This window comes from Halolamina sediminis (assembly GCF_001282785.1).
In the GTDB taxonomy this organism is placed as follows: domain Archaea; phylum Halobacteriota; class Halobacteria; order Halobacteriales; family Haloferacaceae; genus Halolamina; species Halolamina sediminis.
In genome coordinates this window covers 1,023,177-1,037,829 of record NZ_CVUA01000001.1, presented here as the reverse complement: position 1 = coordinate 1,037,829, position 14,653 = coordinate 1,023,177, and the positions used below count along the sequence as shown (strand labels likewise).

Annotated in this window: 11 protein-coding genes and 1 pseudogene; 5 read left to right on the top strand and 7 right to left on the bottom strand. The window is 66.9% G+C overall.

Annotated features, from left to right (window positions below; translation table 11 throughout):
- Positions 1-221 precede the first annotated feature (221 nt).
- Positions 222-1,334: an OBG GTPase family GTP-binding protein gene (locus tag BN1959_RS05295; RefSeq protein ID WP_053947655.1), complete on the bottom strand. Its 1,113-nt coding sequence runs from the start codon at positions 1,332-1,334 to the stop codon at positions 222-224.
- Between the two features lie 511 nt (positions 1,335-1,845).
- Between BN1959_RS05295 and BN1959_RS05290 the strand changes: the two genes are divergently transcribed.
- From BN1959_RS05290 to BN1959_RS05270, 5 genes and pseudogenes are all read left to right on the top strand, one after another.
- Complete coding sequence (locus BN1959_RS05290) at positions 1,846-3,516, top strand: sensor histidine kinase (RefSeq protein ID WP_053947654.1); 1,671 nt, start codon at positions 1,846-1,848, stop codon at positions 3,514-3,516.
- Positions 3,517-3,567: 51 nt separating this feature from the next.
- Entirely contained in the window at positions 3,568-4,347 is a 780-nt protein-coding gene (locus BN1959_RS05285; protein ID WP_053947653.1) for a GNAT family N-acetyltransferase, read from the top strand.
- Between the two features lie 183 nt (positions 4,348-4,530).
- On the top strand, positions 4,531-5,526 hold the full coding sequence (locus BN1959_RS05280) for a YeiH family protein (RefSeq protein WP_053947652.1): 996 nt from the start codon (positions 4,531-4,533) through the stop codon (positions 5,524-5,526).
- 42 nt (positions 5,527-5,568) lie between these two features.
- Positions 5,569-5,993 (top strand): annotated as a pseudogene (locus BN1959_RS05275) (MFS transporter); the annotation flags it as partial.
- 147 nt (positions 5,994-6,140) lie between these two features.
- Positions 6,141-7,802 carry a long-chain fatty acid--CoA ligase gene (locus tag BN1959_RS05270; RefSeq protein WP_053947650.1) on the top strand — a complete coding sequence of 554 codons (1,662 nt, stop codon included), beginning with the start codon at positions 6,141-6,143 and terminating at the stop codon, positions 7,800-7,802.
- 4 nt (positions 7,803-7,806) lie between these two features.
- Here the strand turns inward: BN1959_RS05270 and BN1959_RS05265 are convergent, their stop codons facing one another.
- The 6 genes from BN1959_RS05265 to BN1959_RS05240 all read right to left on the bottom strand — a co-directional run bounded on the left by BN1959_RS05265 (position 7,807) and on the right by BN1959_RS05240 (position 14,631).
- Positions 7,807-9,042, bottom strand: coding sequence for an ABC transporter substrate-binding protein (locus BN1959_RS05265; RefSeq protein ID WP_053947649.1), 1,236 nt, complete (start codon positions 9,040-9,042; stop codon positions 7,807-7,809).
- A gap of 15 nt (positions 9,043-9,057) precedes the next feature.
- A complete protein-coding gene (locus BN1959_RS05260; RefSeq protein WP_053947648.1) occupies positions 9,058-9,966 on the bottom strand; it encodes an FAD-dependent oxidoreductase in 909 nt (302 codons plus the stop codon).
- A 163-nt stretch (positions 9,967-10,129) separates the two neighbouring features.
- Positions 10,130-10,342, bottom strand: coding sequence for a hypothetical protein (locus BN1959_RS05255; RefSeq protein WP_053947647.1), 213 nt, complete (start codon positions 10,340-10,342; stop codon positions 10,130-10,132).
- Positions 10,343-10,496: 154 nt separating this feature from the next.
- A complete protein-coding gene (locus BN1959_RS05250; RefSeq protein WP_053947646.1) occupies positions 10,497-10,772 on the bottom strand; it encodes a hypothetical protein in 276 nt (91 codons plus the stop codon).
- A 96-nt stretch (positions 10,773-10,868) separates the two neighbouring features.
- Positions 10,869-12,857 carry an acetate--CoA ligase gene (gene acs, locus BN1959_RS05245; protein ID WP_053947645.1) on the bottom strand — a complete coding sequence of 663 codons (1,989 nt, stop codon included), beginning with the start codon at positions 12,855-12,857 and terminating at the stop codon, positions 10,869-10,871.
- A 73-nt stretch (positions 12,858-12,930) separates the two neighbouring features.
- Positions 12,931-14,631 (bottom strand): acyl-CoA mutase large subunit family protein, encoded by a 1,701-nt coding sequence (locus BN1959_RS05240; protein WP_053947644.1) that lies wholly within the window; start codon positions 14,629-14,631, stop codon positions 12,931-12,933.
- Between the last annotated feature and the right edge of the window lie 22 nt (positions 14,632-14,653).

The window sequence follows — 14,653 nt, the reverse complement described above, 5'->3', positions numbered from 1 at the left end:
GGGGGGAGGGATGGGGATTCGGGGCTATGCCGAGCCTCGTGCTCGGCACGCTGCGGTCGCAAGTTGCCAACGATCGAGCTGCTGTCGCTGTCGGAGGTGCTGTTTCAGTTGCCAACGAGACGCCGTCGCTGTCGCGGATACTGATGTGTCGAGACGCAATTACGGTCGTGGTGGTCGATGCACGGATTCGTAATTCACCTCAGTCCTCGTGCGCTAACCCACTACTTCCGCGTAATGATCCGGAGTTCGTCCTCGTCCGCCAGCTCGTGATCCTTCCCCACCTGCTGGTCGTCGTGTTTCGCCGACGGCCCGCTCACCCGCCCGAAGCGGAACCGATCCAAAAACTCGTCGCCGCCGATGTCGAGACAGGCGTCCTCGACGGTCGAGCCCGGCGGCAGCACCAGCGGCTCCTCGTAGTCGACGCCGCGGCCGGGCTTGTCCATGTAGATCCGGATCAGGCCCAGCTCCTCCCAGATGCGCTCTTTGAGCCCGTCGAGCCCCTTCTCCTCCTCGGCGGAGATGAAGATCGCCGCCTCGGGATCGATCTCGTGCTCCCGGAGGTTCTCCTTCACCGTCGGCAGGTACTCCTGGTCGATCAGGTCGGCCTTGTTGACCGAGACGATCGACGGCAGGTAGACGCGGTTGTCCATGATCGCGTCGATCAGTTCGTCGATCGACGGGTCGCCCCGCACCGTCACCTCGGCGTTGACGTAGCCGTGCTCCCGGAGCACGTCCTTGATCGTCTCTTTCTCCATCGACACCGAGTCGCTGACGGTGACCTGCAGCCCGCCAGTGTGGCCCTTGGTGATCGAGACGCTCGCGGGCTCGGTATCGAGCCGGATCTTGTTCTGGTAGAGCTCGTGCCGGAGGCGTTCGTACTGGTCGATCTCGAACACCGAGAGCATGAACACCACGAGATCGGCGGTCCGGACCACGGAGAGCACCTCCTGCCCGCCGCCGCGGCCGCTGGCGGCGCCCTCGATCAGCCCCGGCACGTCGAGGATCTGGATGTTCGCGCCGCGGTGTTTGAGCATCCCGGGGTTGACGTCGAGCGTGGTGAACTCGTACTCGCCGGTCTCGCTCTCGGCGTTGGTGAGTGCGTTGATCAGCGTCGACTTGCCGACGCTGGGGAAGCCGACGAGGGCGACGGTCGCGTCGCCGGTCTTCTCGACGGCGTAGCCGTGGCCGCCGCCGGAGGAGGACTGGTTCTCCAGCTTCTCCTTTTTCTCCGCGAGCTTCGCCTTCAGCCGCCCGATGTGGCCCTCGGTGGACTTGTTGTAGGGCGTCTCGGCGATCTCCTCGCGGAGTTCTTCGATCTCCTCCTCGAGTCCCATCGGCCGAAAATCCGCCGTGGCCGTCGTTAAAGCTGTTCCTTCAAACCAGTCACGGCGAGCGAACTGTGCCGACCTCCGTGTCGGCACCACTGAGACTGATGCCGTGACTGTGTTCAAACCAGTCACGGCGCGTGACCTGCCGCGCGCTCCGTCGCGCGGCCACGGAGCTCGATGCCGTGACTGTGTTCAAACCAGTCACGGGGCGCGAGCCGCGACGGCCTCCGTACCGTCGCCCCGAAGCGGATCCCGTGACTGTGTTCAAACCCCCTCCCCCGCGGCGCGTGACCGCTTGCCGGCTCCGTCCGGCGAGCAAGGAGCTAGACGCCGTGGCTGTGTTCAAACCAGCCGCGTCGACGAGCGCCGTCGGCTCTCGTCTGCCAGTCGGACGTAGTCCGACGACGGCGAGCGAACTGTGCCGACTCCCGTGTCGGCACCACTGAGCCTGATGCCGCGGCTGTGTCCAAAGCCAAAGAGGTTATAGATACGAAAGAGTGATTCACACCCACACACAATGGACCTACTCTTCCTGGGACACGTCGGCGTGTTCGTCGTCTCCGCGCTAGCCTGTCTCCTCTCGATCCCGCGGGCACGGCGGATCGAACACCCGGGCACCAGGAAGGGACTGGTCGCGCTGCTGCTCTCGGTTACCGTCTGGTCGCTGGGGTACGTCGGCTACCTGCTCGCGCCCACCGATCCGGTGCGGATCGCGTCGTACACGATCGGGTTCATCTTCGCGTTCGGTGCCGTCGCGGCGTGGGTGTACTTCTGTGCCGCCTACACCGGCCGCCCCCCGCGGCAGACGCCCTATCTCCGGCTCATGATCGGTGTGTTCCTCCTGTTCGTGGTCCTCAAACTCACCAACCCCGTCCACAACCTCTTTTTCACGACCGAGTGGACGACCGATCCGTTCCCCCACCTGGCGATCCAGCACGGGGTCCTCTACTGGTTCACACTGGGGCTGTCCTACGTCGTCATCGGGGTCGGCTTCTTCATGCTGATCGAGCGGTTCGACCACACCGGAACCGACAGCCGGCCGCTGGTCGTGTTGGCCGCGATAACGGCCGTTCCGGCCGGGGCAACCGTGTTCGGCGAACAGATCCCGTGGCTCCTGCCGCTGATGTACGAGCCCATGGGCGTCGCGGTGTTCGCCGTCGGCACGCTGTTCGTCTACATCAACCGCTTCGAGACGGTTCAACTGACCGGGGACAGCGACGAACCGGCCGTGTTCCTCGACCCGGATGATCGCGTGCGAGACTACAACCAAGCCGCGGCCGCGCTGTTCCCCGCACTCGAGGACTCGATCGGCAACCGAGTGGAAGAGATCGTCCCCGTCATCGCGAGCCGTCTCGACGACCCGGGCGTGCTGGAGATCGACGCCAGCGAGGGGAGCCGGTACTACCAGATCTCGACGACGCCGTTCACGACCGGCGGCGTAACCACGGGTCAGCTGGTGACGATCAACGACGTGACCGAGCGGGAGGCGTACCGGCAGCAGCTAGAGGAGAAAACCGAACAGCTCGAAGCGCTGAACCGCGTGGTCCGCCACGACATCCGGAACGACATGGCCGTCATCCGGGGATGGGCAGAGACCCTCACGCCCCACGTCGATTCCGAGGGACAGGACGCGCTGGATCGGGTGCTCCGGAAGTCCGACCACGTGATCGAGGTCACGGAGACCGTCCGGGAGTTCGTCGAGTCGCTCTCCGGCGACTCTGCGATCGAGCCGCGACCGACCAGCCTCCGGCGGCACCTCGAGACAGAACTGGAGGCCGTCCGGGAGTCGTTCGCCGAGGCGGAGTTCCGCGTCGACGGCGAGATCCCGGCGGTCGACGTGCTGGCCAACGAGATGCTCCCCTCGGTGTTCCGGAACCTCCTCGAGAACGCCGTCCGGCACAACGACAGCGAGACGCCCGAGATCACGGTCGACGCCGTCGAGACCGACGACGTCGTCCGGATTCGGATCGCCGACAACGGCCCCGGGATCCCCGACGAGCAGAAGGGACGGGTCTTCGGCAAGGGCGAGAAGGGGCTCGATAGCCCGGGGTCGGGGATCGGCCTCTACTTGGTGTACACGCTCACCGACCAGTTCGGCGGCGACGTGTGGGTCGAGGACAACGACCAGCGCGGGGCGGTATTCGTCGTCGAACTCCTGAAAGCCGACGCCGAGGGAGACCGTTCGTAGCGCACGCGGGCCGCCCGTAGATTGAACACCCGTCGCGACCAACAAACGGGTATGAACCTTCGAGCCGCCAGAGAGACCGATATCCCCGGGATCAGGGACGTTGCCAACCGCTCGCTCGCGGCGTCGTACGGCGACGTGCTCGACGCCGAGACGCGCCAGCGGGCAGTCGAGTCGTGGTACGGCGCCGAAGGCGACGCCGCGGGCACGTTGGCCGAGGAGATCGTGGACGGCCAAACGGTCGTGATCGTCGCCGAGGACGGCGACGAGATCATCGGCTTCGCACAGGCGTTCCTCGCGGGCGACTCCCCCCGAGTCGGCCGGATCGAGTGGCTCCACGTCCGCCCGGGTCGGCGGGGAGAAGGGCTCGCGAGCCGGCTGCTCGACCGGATCGAGTCCGGGCTGGCCGACCGCGGCGCCGACCGGATCGAGGCCAGCGTGATCGAGGCCAACGAGGCCGGCCGCGCGTTCTACGAGGAACACGGCTACGACCACGACCACACCCGGCAGGTCCGTATCGCCGGCGACCGCATCGCCGAACTGACTCTCGTCGGCGACGAGGAGATCCCGGACGACGGGGCCGGATCCGGGACCGAACGCCGCGAAACCGAGGACGGGAAGACGATCGTGATCGCCTACGACGAGAACGAACGGGGGTCGAACGGCCCGTTCCATCCGACCTACCTCGACGACGACCGCGACGAGCAGTACGGCTGGCACTGCGGGAACTGTGACAGCCTCGACGTGAGCGTCGGCTCGATGGACGAGTTCGTCTGTAACGACTGTGATAACCGCCGACGGGCGATGCGCTGGGACGCCGTCTACGGGGGCTGACCCCGTACCGGTCCGGCTGGCCGACAGCGGAACCCGTATATCGCTCACTCCCGGACGGTCGGCCGTGATCGACGGCGACGACGCGGCGCGCCGCTGGATGGAACTCGGCGAGGGGTGGCAAGCGGTCCTGCTGGGACTGCTGCTCGTCGCCGCGGTTCGACTCGGGCTCACGGTCCCGTGGTGATGTCCCGGTCGCTGCTTCCGGGGCTCGCGCTGCTCGTCGGACTGGGACTCGGTGCCCGGCTCCTTGCCGCCACCGTCCCGATGAACCACCTGATTCTCGCGATCCTACTCGGGCTGGCGGTCGGGAACCTCGTCGGCGTTCCCGACGCCGCCCGCGCCGGCGTCGGGACGCACAAGCTCTGGCTCAAGACGGGCATCGTCCTCACGGGCGCAAGCGTCGCGCTCGACCGCGTTGTCGCCGGAGGCCCGAAACTGCTGGTGCTGGTGGCGGGGGCGCTGACCGTGACGGTCCTGCTCGTCGAGGCGCTCTCCCGGCTGGCGTTCCGGATCGACGGCGAGACGGGCTCGCTGCTCGCGGCCGGATCCGGCGTCTGTGGCGTCTCGGCGGTCGTCGCCGTCGCCGAGAGCATCGACGCCGACGAGACGACGGTGGCCTACGCCGCCACGACGATCCTCCTGTTCGACGCCGTCACGCTTGTCGCCTACCCCGCGGTGGGAACCGCACTCGCGCTGCCGGATCGAACGTTCGGTATCTGGGCCGGCCTCACGATGTTCAGCACCGGCCCCGTAGCTGCCGCGGGGTTTGCGGTCTCCGAGACGGCGGGCGAGTGGGCGGTGCTGGTGAAACTGATCCGGAACGCCGCGATCGGCCTCGTCGCGGTCGCGTACGCCGGCGTGTACGCGAGCACGCGCTCGAACGAGAGCGCGGGCGACGATCGTGGGACTGTCGCTCGGCTCTGGGCCCCGTTCCCGAAGTTCGTCGTCGGCTTCGTCGCCGTCGTCGCGATCGCCAACCTCGGGCTGCTCTCGGGCCCGGAGGTGGACTCCCTCGCGAATGCCGCCGACTGGCTGTTCCTGCTGGCCTTCGTGGGGCTGGGGCTGGAGATCCGACTCGACGACCTGCGGGAGACGGGCTACCGGCCGGTGCTTGTCGTGCTGCTCGCGCTGCTCACAGTGTCCTCGGTCGGGCTGGCGGTCGTCCGAACGGTGTTCTGAGCGACCAGTAGTATTCGACGGGACCGATCCAAGCGGCGGCCGATGGCCGAGGAGGAGCCCACAGTCGGCGACCAGTTCTGGCGGTTCCTCGCGATCGAACGTGACGTGCTGGTGCTCTCGCTCGCGATGTTCGCGTTCAGCCCGGGGGTCCAGATGACCAGCAGCTACCTCCCAGTACAGGAGCGCCCTCGGCACCTCGGGGTTCGTGATCGGGCTGTACGGGACGGCCGGCAACGTGATCTCGGCGGTGTACTCCTCCCCCGGCGGCGCCGTCTCGGACCGACTGGGCTCGCGGTACGCGCTCACGGCGTTCGGCCTGCTCTCGACTGGGGTTCGCGGTCGTGAAGCAGGCGACCGACCCCTCGCGGCTGGCTGCGGGGTTTGCCGGCACCGAGACGTTCGGCCGAACCGCCTTCTTCGCCGGCCCCGTGCTCGCGGTGGCGGTCGTCTTCGGCGCCGTCGGCACGACTACTTCCTCGCGTTCGGGATGGAGTTCGAGGCCTACCGGTAGCTGCGTCGGAGTGAACTGTCGGACGAGCCCTGCCGGGACGTCCGAGCGAACCACTCAGGAAACCCAGCAAAAAGCTATTACATACGTTACCACAACTCGATGTGTGACTGGATACCAACAGACACTGAAACCGTTCCTCTGGCGTGCAGAAAACATCACTCCGGAGCGGGAAGTCGTCGCACGGACACACGAGGGGACGAAGCGGTACACCTACGACGAGTACGGCGACCGCGTTCGGCAGTTAGCGAACGCTCTCGAGGAAGCTGGCGTCGAAACCGGGGATCGTGTCGGGACGGTTTGCTGGAACACCGATCGACACTTCGAGACGTACTTCTCGGTCCCGAACACTGGGGCACAACTCCACACGATCAATCCGCTGCTGCCTGACGGCCACATTCAGCATATCGTCGCCGATGCCGAAGACAAGGTGATCTTCGTCGACCCGTCGCTGGCCGAGAAGCTGGCCTCGGCGTACGAGCCCGACGCCTTCGAGAGCGTCGAGCAGTTCGTGATCATGGGCTCGGAGGTTCCCGACCTGCCGCTCGAGCCCGTCACGGACTACGAGTCGTTCGTCGGCGACCAGCCGACGACGTACGAGTTCCCGGAACTCGACGAGGAACGACCCGCGGGGATGTGTTACACGTCGGGGACGACGGGCATGCCGAAGGGCGTCGAGTACACTCACAAGATGCTTCACGCCCACACGATGGCGTCGATGGTCCCGCAGGCGCTGGGTATCGACGACTCGGACGTGGTGATGCCGGTCGTGCCGATGTTCCACGTCAACGCGTGGGGGATGCCGTTCTCGGCGGCGGCTGCCGGAGCCAAACAGGTGTTCCCCGGACCGTCGCCGGAGCCGGAAGACATCGCCCGACTCATCGAAGAGGAGGGCGTGACGCTGACTGCGGGCGTCCCGACGGTCTGGCTCGGCCTCCTCGACTACGTGGAGCACAACGACGTCGATCTCTCCTCGCTCGAACGGATCGTCATCGGTGGGGCGGCGGCCCCGGAAGCGCTCATCGAGCAGTTCGACGAACTCGGCGTGGAGGTCCTCCACGCGTGGGGGATGACCGAGATGTCCCCGATCGGGACGGTCTCGAACCTGAAACACGACCTCGTGGACGCCCCGAGAGACCAGCAGTTCAACGTGAAATCGAAACAGGGGCTGATCGTCCCCGGCCTCGAGTTCAAAGTCGTCGGCGACGACGGCGAGGAGGTCGACTGGAACGGCGAGGCGTTCGGCGAGTTACTCGTCCGCGGTCCGTGGGTGACGATGGAGTACTTCAACCGGCCGGACGCCAACGAGGCGGACTTCGACGGATCGTGGCTCCGGACCGGCGACATCGTCACCGTCGACACGGACGGCTACATCGAGATCGTCGACCGGGCCGACGACGTGATCAAGTCCGGCGGCGAGTGGATCTCCTCACAGGAACTCGAGAATGCGATCATGGCCCACGACGACGTCAGCGAGGCGGCAGTCATCGGCGTGCCACACGAGCGCTGGCAGGAACGACCCGTGGCGATGGTCGTCGCCCCCGAAGGGACCGACCGAGACCAGTTGACCGACGAACTCCGCGAGATGCTCCTCGAGGCGTATCCGAAGTGGTGGGTTCCGGACGGGTTCGAGTTCATCGACGAGATTCCGAAGACCGCCACCGGGAAGTTCTCCAAGAAGGATCTGCGGGAGCTGTACGAGGGCGAGGAAAGCGAGCTACTCGACGAAGCCGCACCCGAAGAAGCGGCACCAGATACCGAAGACTGACCATCTACTCGCCGCCGACGATCTCGGCGACGCGCTCACGGTCGAACAGTCGCTCGCCCTCGGGGATCTCGGGGTAGGGGTCGCCCTGCTCGTACCCCGGCCACTCGCCGAACTGCTCGGGGTAGAGCTGCTTCGCGGTCATCTCCAACTGGAAGAGGTTCATCAGCGGCCCCTGCACGGGGTGGCCGCCGGGGTAGAACCGATCGTTCTCGATCGCGGTCAGCTCCCCGCCGACGGGGTCCTCGGCGATGGTCTCCCGGATCGACCCCACGTCGTAGTAGGCGTTGATCCCGTAGCGGTGGAGGATCACGTCGGGGTCGATCTCCAGCAGCTGCTCGTAGTCGTAGGACGTCTGGTAGTTCACGTCGTCGCCGGCGAACGCGTCGTCGGCGTCGAGCGGCCGGACGTGGGCGTTACTGAACCCCGCGGTGCTGATGCGGGATGGGTAGAACGTCCCCTGCATGAACAGCACCGAGGCGACCGAGGGGCGCTCGCTCTCCGGCGGGAGGTCGGCCTCGATCGTCGACAGGAGGTCGTCGTGGACCGTGGCGAGCTCCTCGTACGTCGAGCCGGCGCGGAACACGTCGGCGGTGCGGTCGGCGATCTCCCAGAGCGTGTAGTACTCGTACTCGTCGGCGCAGGACTCGGGTGGCTCGCTGTTGCGTCGGCTGAGCGTGTTGCCGAACCACGGGGCGACGTTCTCCCGGATCTCCTCGATGTCGCCCTCCTCCCAGCCGTCGAAGCTTGTCACGAGACACGGGTCGACGAGGTGGAGGTCGGAGTTCAGCTCGTAGAACAGTTCTTTGTCGATGGTGACACCGCTCTCGCCGGAGTTGAGCTGCTCGATGTCCTCGTGATCGAAGGAGACGCCGGGCAGCCGCTCGTAGTAGGCGTCGAGCGTGTTGCCGCCGGCCTCGGCGCTGAACCCCAGCGAGTTCACCGCGTCGCCGTGGCCGTAGGCGACTGCCATGTCGGCGTACAGCAGGCTGTACACCATCACGTTCGTCGGGACGCTGTCGAACTCGACTTCGCCGACGGGCGCCATCGACGCGGTGTCGCTGCTCGGCGTCGACGTACCATCAGTCGAATCGTCCGTCTCGGTCGCGTCGATAGTTCCATCGGCGTCGGTCGAGCTCGCGGTGCCGTCGCCGCCGGTACAGCCGGCGAGCAGGCCGCTCGCGCCGACCGAACTGCCGTACGTGAGATACTCCCGTCGTGTCAGGCCGTGGTCGTCGTTCATGGGTGGTGGAGTGAGTCAGTCGTCCGTCTCGCGCTCGGCCTCGATCTCGCGGGCCGCCTCGAGCACGAGTTCGTCGTCGACGTGGTCGAGCAGGCGGCGCTGTCCGTCCTTCCTGCGGCGCTCGGCCTCGTCGTCGGTGATGTACATCCCGAACCGTCGGTCGATCTCCGCCTCCCGGATCTCCGCGGCCCGCTCCGGGGTGAGGTCGTGATCGTCGGGGAACTGTTCCTCGAAGAACTCCCGCCAGCGGTCGCGGTCGCTCCACTCGCCGGTCCGCTCGCTCTCCGGGCGGACCCAGTCGTAGTAGCTGGCGAGCCCCTCGGGGTACCCCTGTCCACGGCGGGCGGCCTCGACGATGGCGACGCCGACGCGGGCGCCGTGGCCCGCGGCCGTGATTGCCTGCGGGCTCGTCGGCTGGTACGGGGAGGCGACGTACAGTCCGTCGACCGGCGTCGACCCGTCGGCGTCGGGGTACTCCCGGTCGAACTGCTGCTGGGTCTCGCCGTCGTACTCGTGGCGCTCGAACATCGCGTCCTCGTCATCAAGGCCGCGCAGGTACTCGCCGGCGTCGTACCGGGTGGCAGCGATCACCCGCCGGGCAGTGACCGGTTCGCCCGACTGCGGCCGAACGACGAACCCCTCGTCGCCGTGCTCGACCGACTCGACGAGGTCGGGAACGATCGCACAGCCCGCCTCCTCGGCGTGGTCGTGCAGCAGGTCGTAGAACGTCTCGATGTCGATGCCGGCGGGGAATCCGAGGTAGTTCTCGAGGTGGGCACACCGCTGGATCGACGAGCGCCCGCGGTCGAAGATCACCGTGTCGAGCCCGTTTCGGGCGGTGAAAACGCCCGCCGAACAGCCGGCGGGGCCGCCGCCGACGATAGCCACGTCGTGGTCGGCGTCGTGTCGGCTCGACTCGCTCATCGGCGATCGCCCGTGATGACGTCGACGACCCCGGCGCCGTCCTTCACGTACTCTCGTCGGGTCGGTGCCACGTCTCGGGGCTCCTCGTCGGCCATATGGTTTCGGTCGGCCTAATCCAATAAGGAGCTTTCGAAAGTTAGGCCCACCTAAATACGAGCCGAAGCTAGCGCGGCGCCCCACAACCGGGGCAGGTCGGGGGCCCTGAACCCGCCAGTGAGAGCCCGCAGTGTGGGCAGGCGTTCGACTCGTCGGGCGCGTCGACGGCGTCCACCACCTCCCTCGCCGTTTCCCGGACGGCGTCGACGGTCCCAACGTCGTCAGGTAGCGACGCCTCGCCCGCGAGCGCGTCGCCGGCGAACGTCAGCCGGTCGGCCACGAACGGCTCCGGGTCGTCGACGGTCGGAACGTCGGCGGCGACGGCCTCGCTCTCAGTGGAGTCAGCTTGCCCCAGCAGGCCGAGCGCCTCGGCGGCACGCGCCCGGACGGAGTGGTTCTGGTCGGCGACCCGGTCCGCGAGCGCGCCGACACAGTCAGTGGCTGCCGACGAGTCGGCTTCTGTGGCCGCGACGAACAGCTTCTGGCGCCGTCAACCGGACCGACCGCTCGCCATCGGTGAGAAACGGCGTGATTTCGGGGACGAGTGGCGCTGTCCGCTCCGCGTCCTCCCGGAGCGCCCGCAACGCCGCCTGCCGACTCTCGGCCGGCACCGTCTCGAACGCTCGTAGGCACGCGATCGCGTCGCCGTCGTCGCCCGCCCCGACCGATCGCGACAGCCGTTCGACCGGCGGATCCGCCGGCTCGTCCATCCTGTCGGAAGTGCCGCTGTATCCGCAAAACGTATCGGGGGAACGACTGACGGCTCGGTGACCCCCCGTATGTCGTTGTATATCGTCCCTTGTCGTTTACTCCTCAACCTGTTCCTGAATCGACGCCACGACGTCGGGGTTTCGTAGCGTCGACGTGTCACCGAGTTCGGCGCCGTTTGCGATGTCTTCCAGGAGTCGGCGCATGATCTTGCCCGAGCGCGTCTTGGGGAGTTCGGGCGTGAAGACGACCTGTTCGGGGCGGGCGATCGGGCCGATCGCGTCCTCGACGCCCTGAACGATCGCGTCGCGGAGCTCCTCGTTCCCGTCGTACCCGTCCTCCGTGATGACGTAGGTGTAGACGGCTTCGCCCTTCATCTCGTGGTCGCCGCCGACGACGGCCGCTTCGGCGACGCCCTCGACGCCGACGATCGCGCTCTCGATCTCCATCGTCCCCAGTCGGTGCCCGGAGACGTTGAGCACGTCGTCGACGCGACCGAGCACGGTGATGTAGCCGTCCTCGTCGACCTTCGCCCCGTCCTCCGGGAAGTACGTCCAGTCCCGCCAGTCGTCGCTGTCGATGTCGGAGTACTCCCGCCAGTACTCGTTGACGAAGCGCTCGTCGTTGTCGTACAGCGTCCGGAGCATCCCGGGCCAGGGCTTCTGGATCGTCAGGTAGCCCGCGCGTCCGGGCTCGACCTGTTCGCCGCTCGTGTCGACGATTTCGGCGTCGATACCCGGGAGCGCGGGGCCGGCGGAACCGGGTTTCATCTCCTTGACGCCGGGCAGGGTGGTGACCATCATCCCGCCCGTCTCGGTCTGCCACCACGTGTCCACGACGGGACACTCCTCGTTTCCGATGTGCTTGTAGTACCACTTCCAGGCGCGGGGGTTGATGGGTTCGCCGACCGTCCCGAGGAGGCGGAGGCTGGAGAGGTCGTGGCTGTCGGGGAACTCCGAGCCCCACTTCATGAACGCGCGGATAGCGGTGGGGGCCGTGTAGAGTTGGGTGGCCTCGTACTCCTCGACGATCTCCCAGAGGCGATCGCGCTCTGGGTAGTCGGGTGTGCCCTCGTACATCATCGTGGTCGTGCCCAGCGCGAGCGGCCCGTAGACGATGTAGGAGTGGCCGGTGATCCAGCCGATGTCGGCCGAACAGAAGTACGTGTCTTCGGGCTTGATATCCAGTACGGCGTGGGAGGTCCACGCCGCCCACGAGAGGTAGCCACCCGTCGTGTGTTTCACACCCTTCGGCTCGCCCGTGGTCCCCGACGTGTACATGAGGAACAGCATGTCCTCGGCGTCACGATCGACCGGTTCGACCGCCGCGCCCTCGTGAGCGTGGACGGTGTCGACCCAGCGCCGCTGGTCCTCGCGGAGATCGTGGCCGAACGCGTCGTCCTCGGGCAGGCGCTCGACGACGACCGTCTCGGTGTCGTGTTCGACGCCGTCGAGCCCCTCGTTGGCTTTCGCGAGGTGGTCGAGGGGATCGCCGCGGCGGTAGTAGCCGTCGGCGGTGACGAGATACTCGGAGTCGGCGGCGTTCATGCGGGTCGCGAGGGCGTCGGCGGAGAAGCCGGCGAAGACGACCGAGTGGGGCGCGCCGATGCGGGCGCAGGCGAGCATCGCGATCGGGAGTTCGGGGATCATCGGCATGTACATCGTCACCACGTCGTCCTCGCCGACGCCCATCTCCCGCAGCGCGGCCGCGAACTCGTTCACCTCGCGGTGGAGTTCCTCGTACGTGTACGTGCGGTTGGCCTCCTCCGTTGGCTCACCGACCCACTCGATCGCGGCCTCGTCGCCCCGTGCGTCGAGATGTCGGTCGAGACAGTTCGCCGAGGCGTTCAGCTCGCCGCCCGTGAACCACTCGAAGAAGGGGGGGTTCGACCCGTCGAACGTCTGGTCGTACTCGGCCTCCCAGTCGAGCATGTCGGCCGCGTCCTCCCAGCACTCCGGCCAGCTCTGCTCGAACTCCTCGTAGATATTCGGGTCCGAGACGTTCGCCTGCTCGACGAACGATTCGGGCGGCTCGAAGCTGTCCTGTTCCTCGAGCCGCGCTTCTAGCTCCGTGTCAGCATCCGACATAGTCACCACGATGGTGGGTCGGTGCAGACATAAACCCACCTACAACGGGACGGAAAGGGGAGTCGCGAACCGATCAGGCCAGCCCGATCTTCTCGCGGTAGCCGCCGTGTTCGGCCTCGAACACGTCCATGATTTCGCCCATCGTCGCGTACGCCTTGACCGCGGTGACGATGTACGGCATCACGTTCTCGTCGTTCTCGACGGCCTCGCGCAGGTCGTCGAGCGCGGCCTCGACGGCCGCGTCGTCGCGTTCCTGCTTGACCGACTCCAGGCGCTCGCGCTGGTGTCCGGCGACCTCCTCGTCGACTTTGAGCACCTCGGGGGAGGTGTCCTCCTCGGAGACGTACTTGTTGACGCCGACGACGGTCTCCTCCTCGTCCTCGACGCGCTCCTGGTACTCGTAGGACGCCTCCTGGATCTCGCGGTGGAAGAAGCCCTCCTCGATCCCCGTGAGCACGCCGTCGCGGACAGAGCCGTCGCCCATCTCCTTGATCGACTCGATGTACTCCATGGCCTCCTCCTCGACCTCGTCGGTGAGGCTCTCCACCATGAACGAGCCCGCAAGCGGGTCGACGCTGTCGGCGGCGCCGGACTCCTCGGCGATGATCTGCTGGGTGCGCAGCGCGACCCGGACCGCCTCCTCGCTGGGCAGCGCCAGCGCCTCGTCGTAGGAGTTGGTGTGGAGGCTCTGGGTGCCGCCGAAGACGCCCGCCAGCGCCTGAATCGTCACGCGGACGATGTTGTTGAGCGGCTGTTGGGCGGTCAGCGACTGCCCGGCGGTCTGGGTGTGGAACTTGAGCTTCTTCGAGGCGTCCTTCTCGGCGTCGTACCACTCGTCCATCACGCGGGCGTAGATGCGCCGCGCGGCGCGGAACTTCGCGACCTCCTCGAAGATGGAGTTGTGGGAGTTGAAGAAGAAGCTCAGTTGGGGCGCGAACTCGTCGACGTCCATCCCGCGGTCGAGGCAGTCCTCGACGTACGCGAACCCGTCGGCGAGGGTGAACGCGAGCTCCTGGACCGCCGTCGAGCCCGCCTCACGGATGTGGTAGCCCGAGATGGAGACGGGGTTGAACTTCGGCGTCTCTTGGGTCGCGAACTCGATCGTGTCGGTGACGATGTCGAGCGACGGCTCCGGGGGGATCACCCACTCCTTCTGCGCGATGAACTCTTTGAGCATGTCGTTCTGGAGGGTGCCACGGACCTCCTCGCGGGGGACGCCCTGCTCGTCGGCCAGCGCGAGGTACATCGCGTAGATCACCGGCGCGGAGGGGTTGATCGTGAACGAGGTCGACACCTCGCCGATGTCGATCCCGTCGAACAGGATCTCCATATCCCGCAGCGTGTCGACGGCGACGCCCTCCTTCCCGACCTCACCGAGCGCCATCGGGTCGTCGGAGTCGATCCCCATCAGCGACGGCATGTCGAACGCCGTCGACAGTCCCGTCTGCCCCTCCTCGATCAGATAATGGAAGCGCTCGTTCGTGTCCTCGGCGGAGCCGAAGCCGGCGAACTGGCGCATCGTCCACGTCCGACCGCGGTACATCGTCGGATACGGCCCGCGGGTGAACGGGAACTCGCCGGGGTTGCCCAGATCCTCCTCGTAGTCGAGATCGGAGACATCCGAGGGGTCGTACAGTCGATCGATCCCGAGGTTCGAGACCGTCGCGAAGCGATCCTTTCGCTCGCCGTAGGCGTCGATGGTCGGGTCCAACGTCTCCGCCTCCCACTCTTCGCGGGACTCGCGGATCTCCGCGAGATCCTCGTCGTCGTACATGGCTCTCCCTTTCGCCGGAACG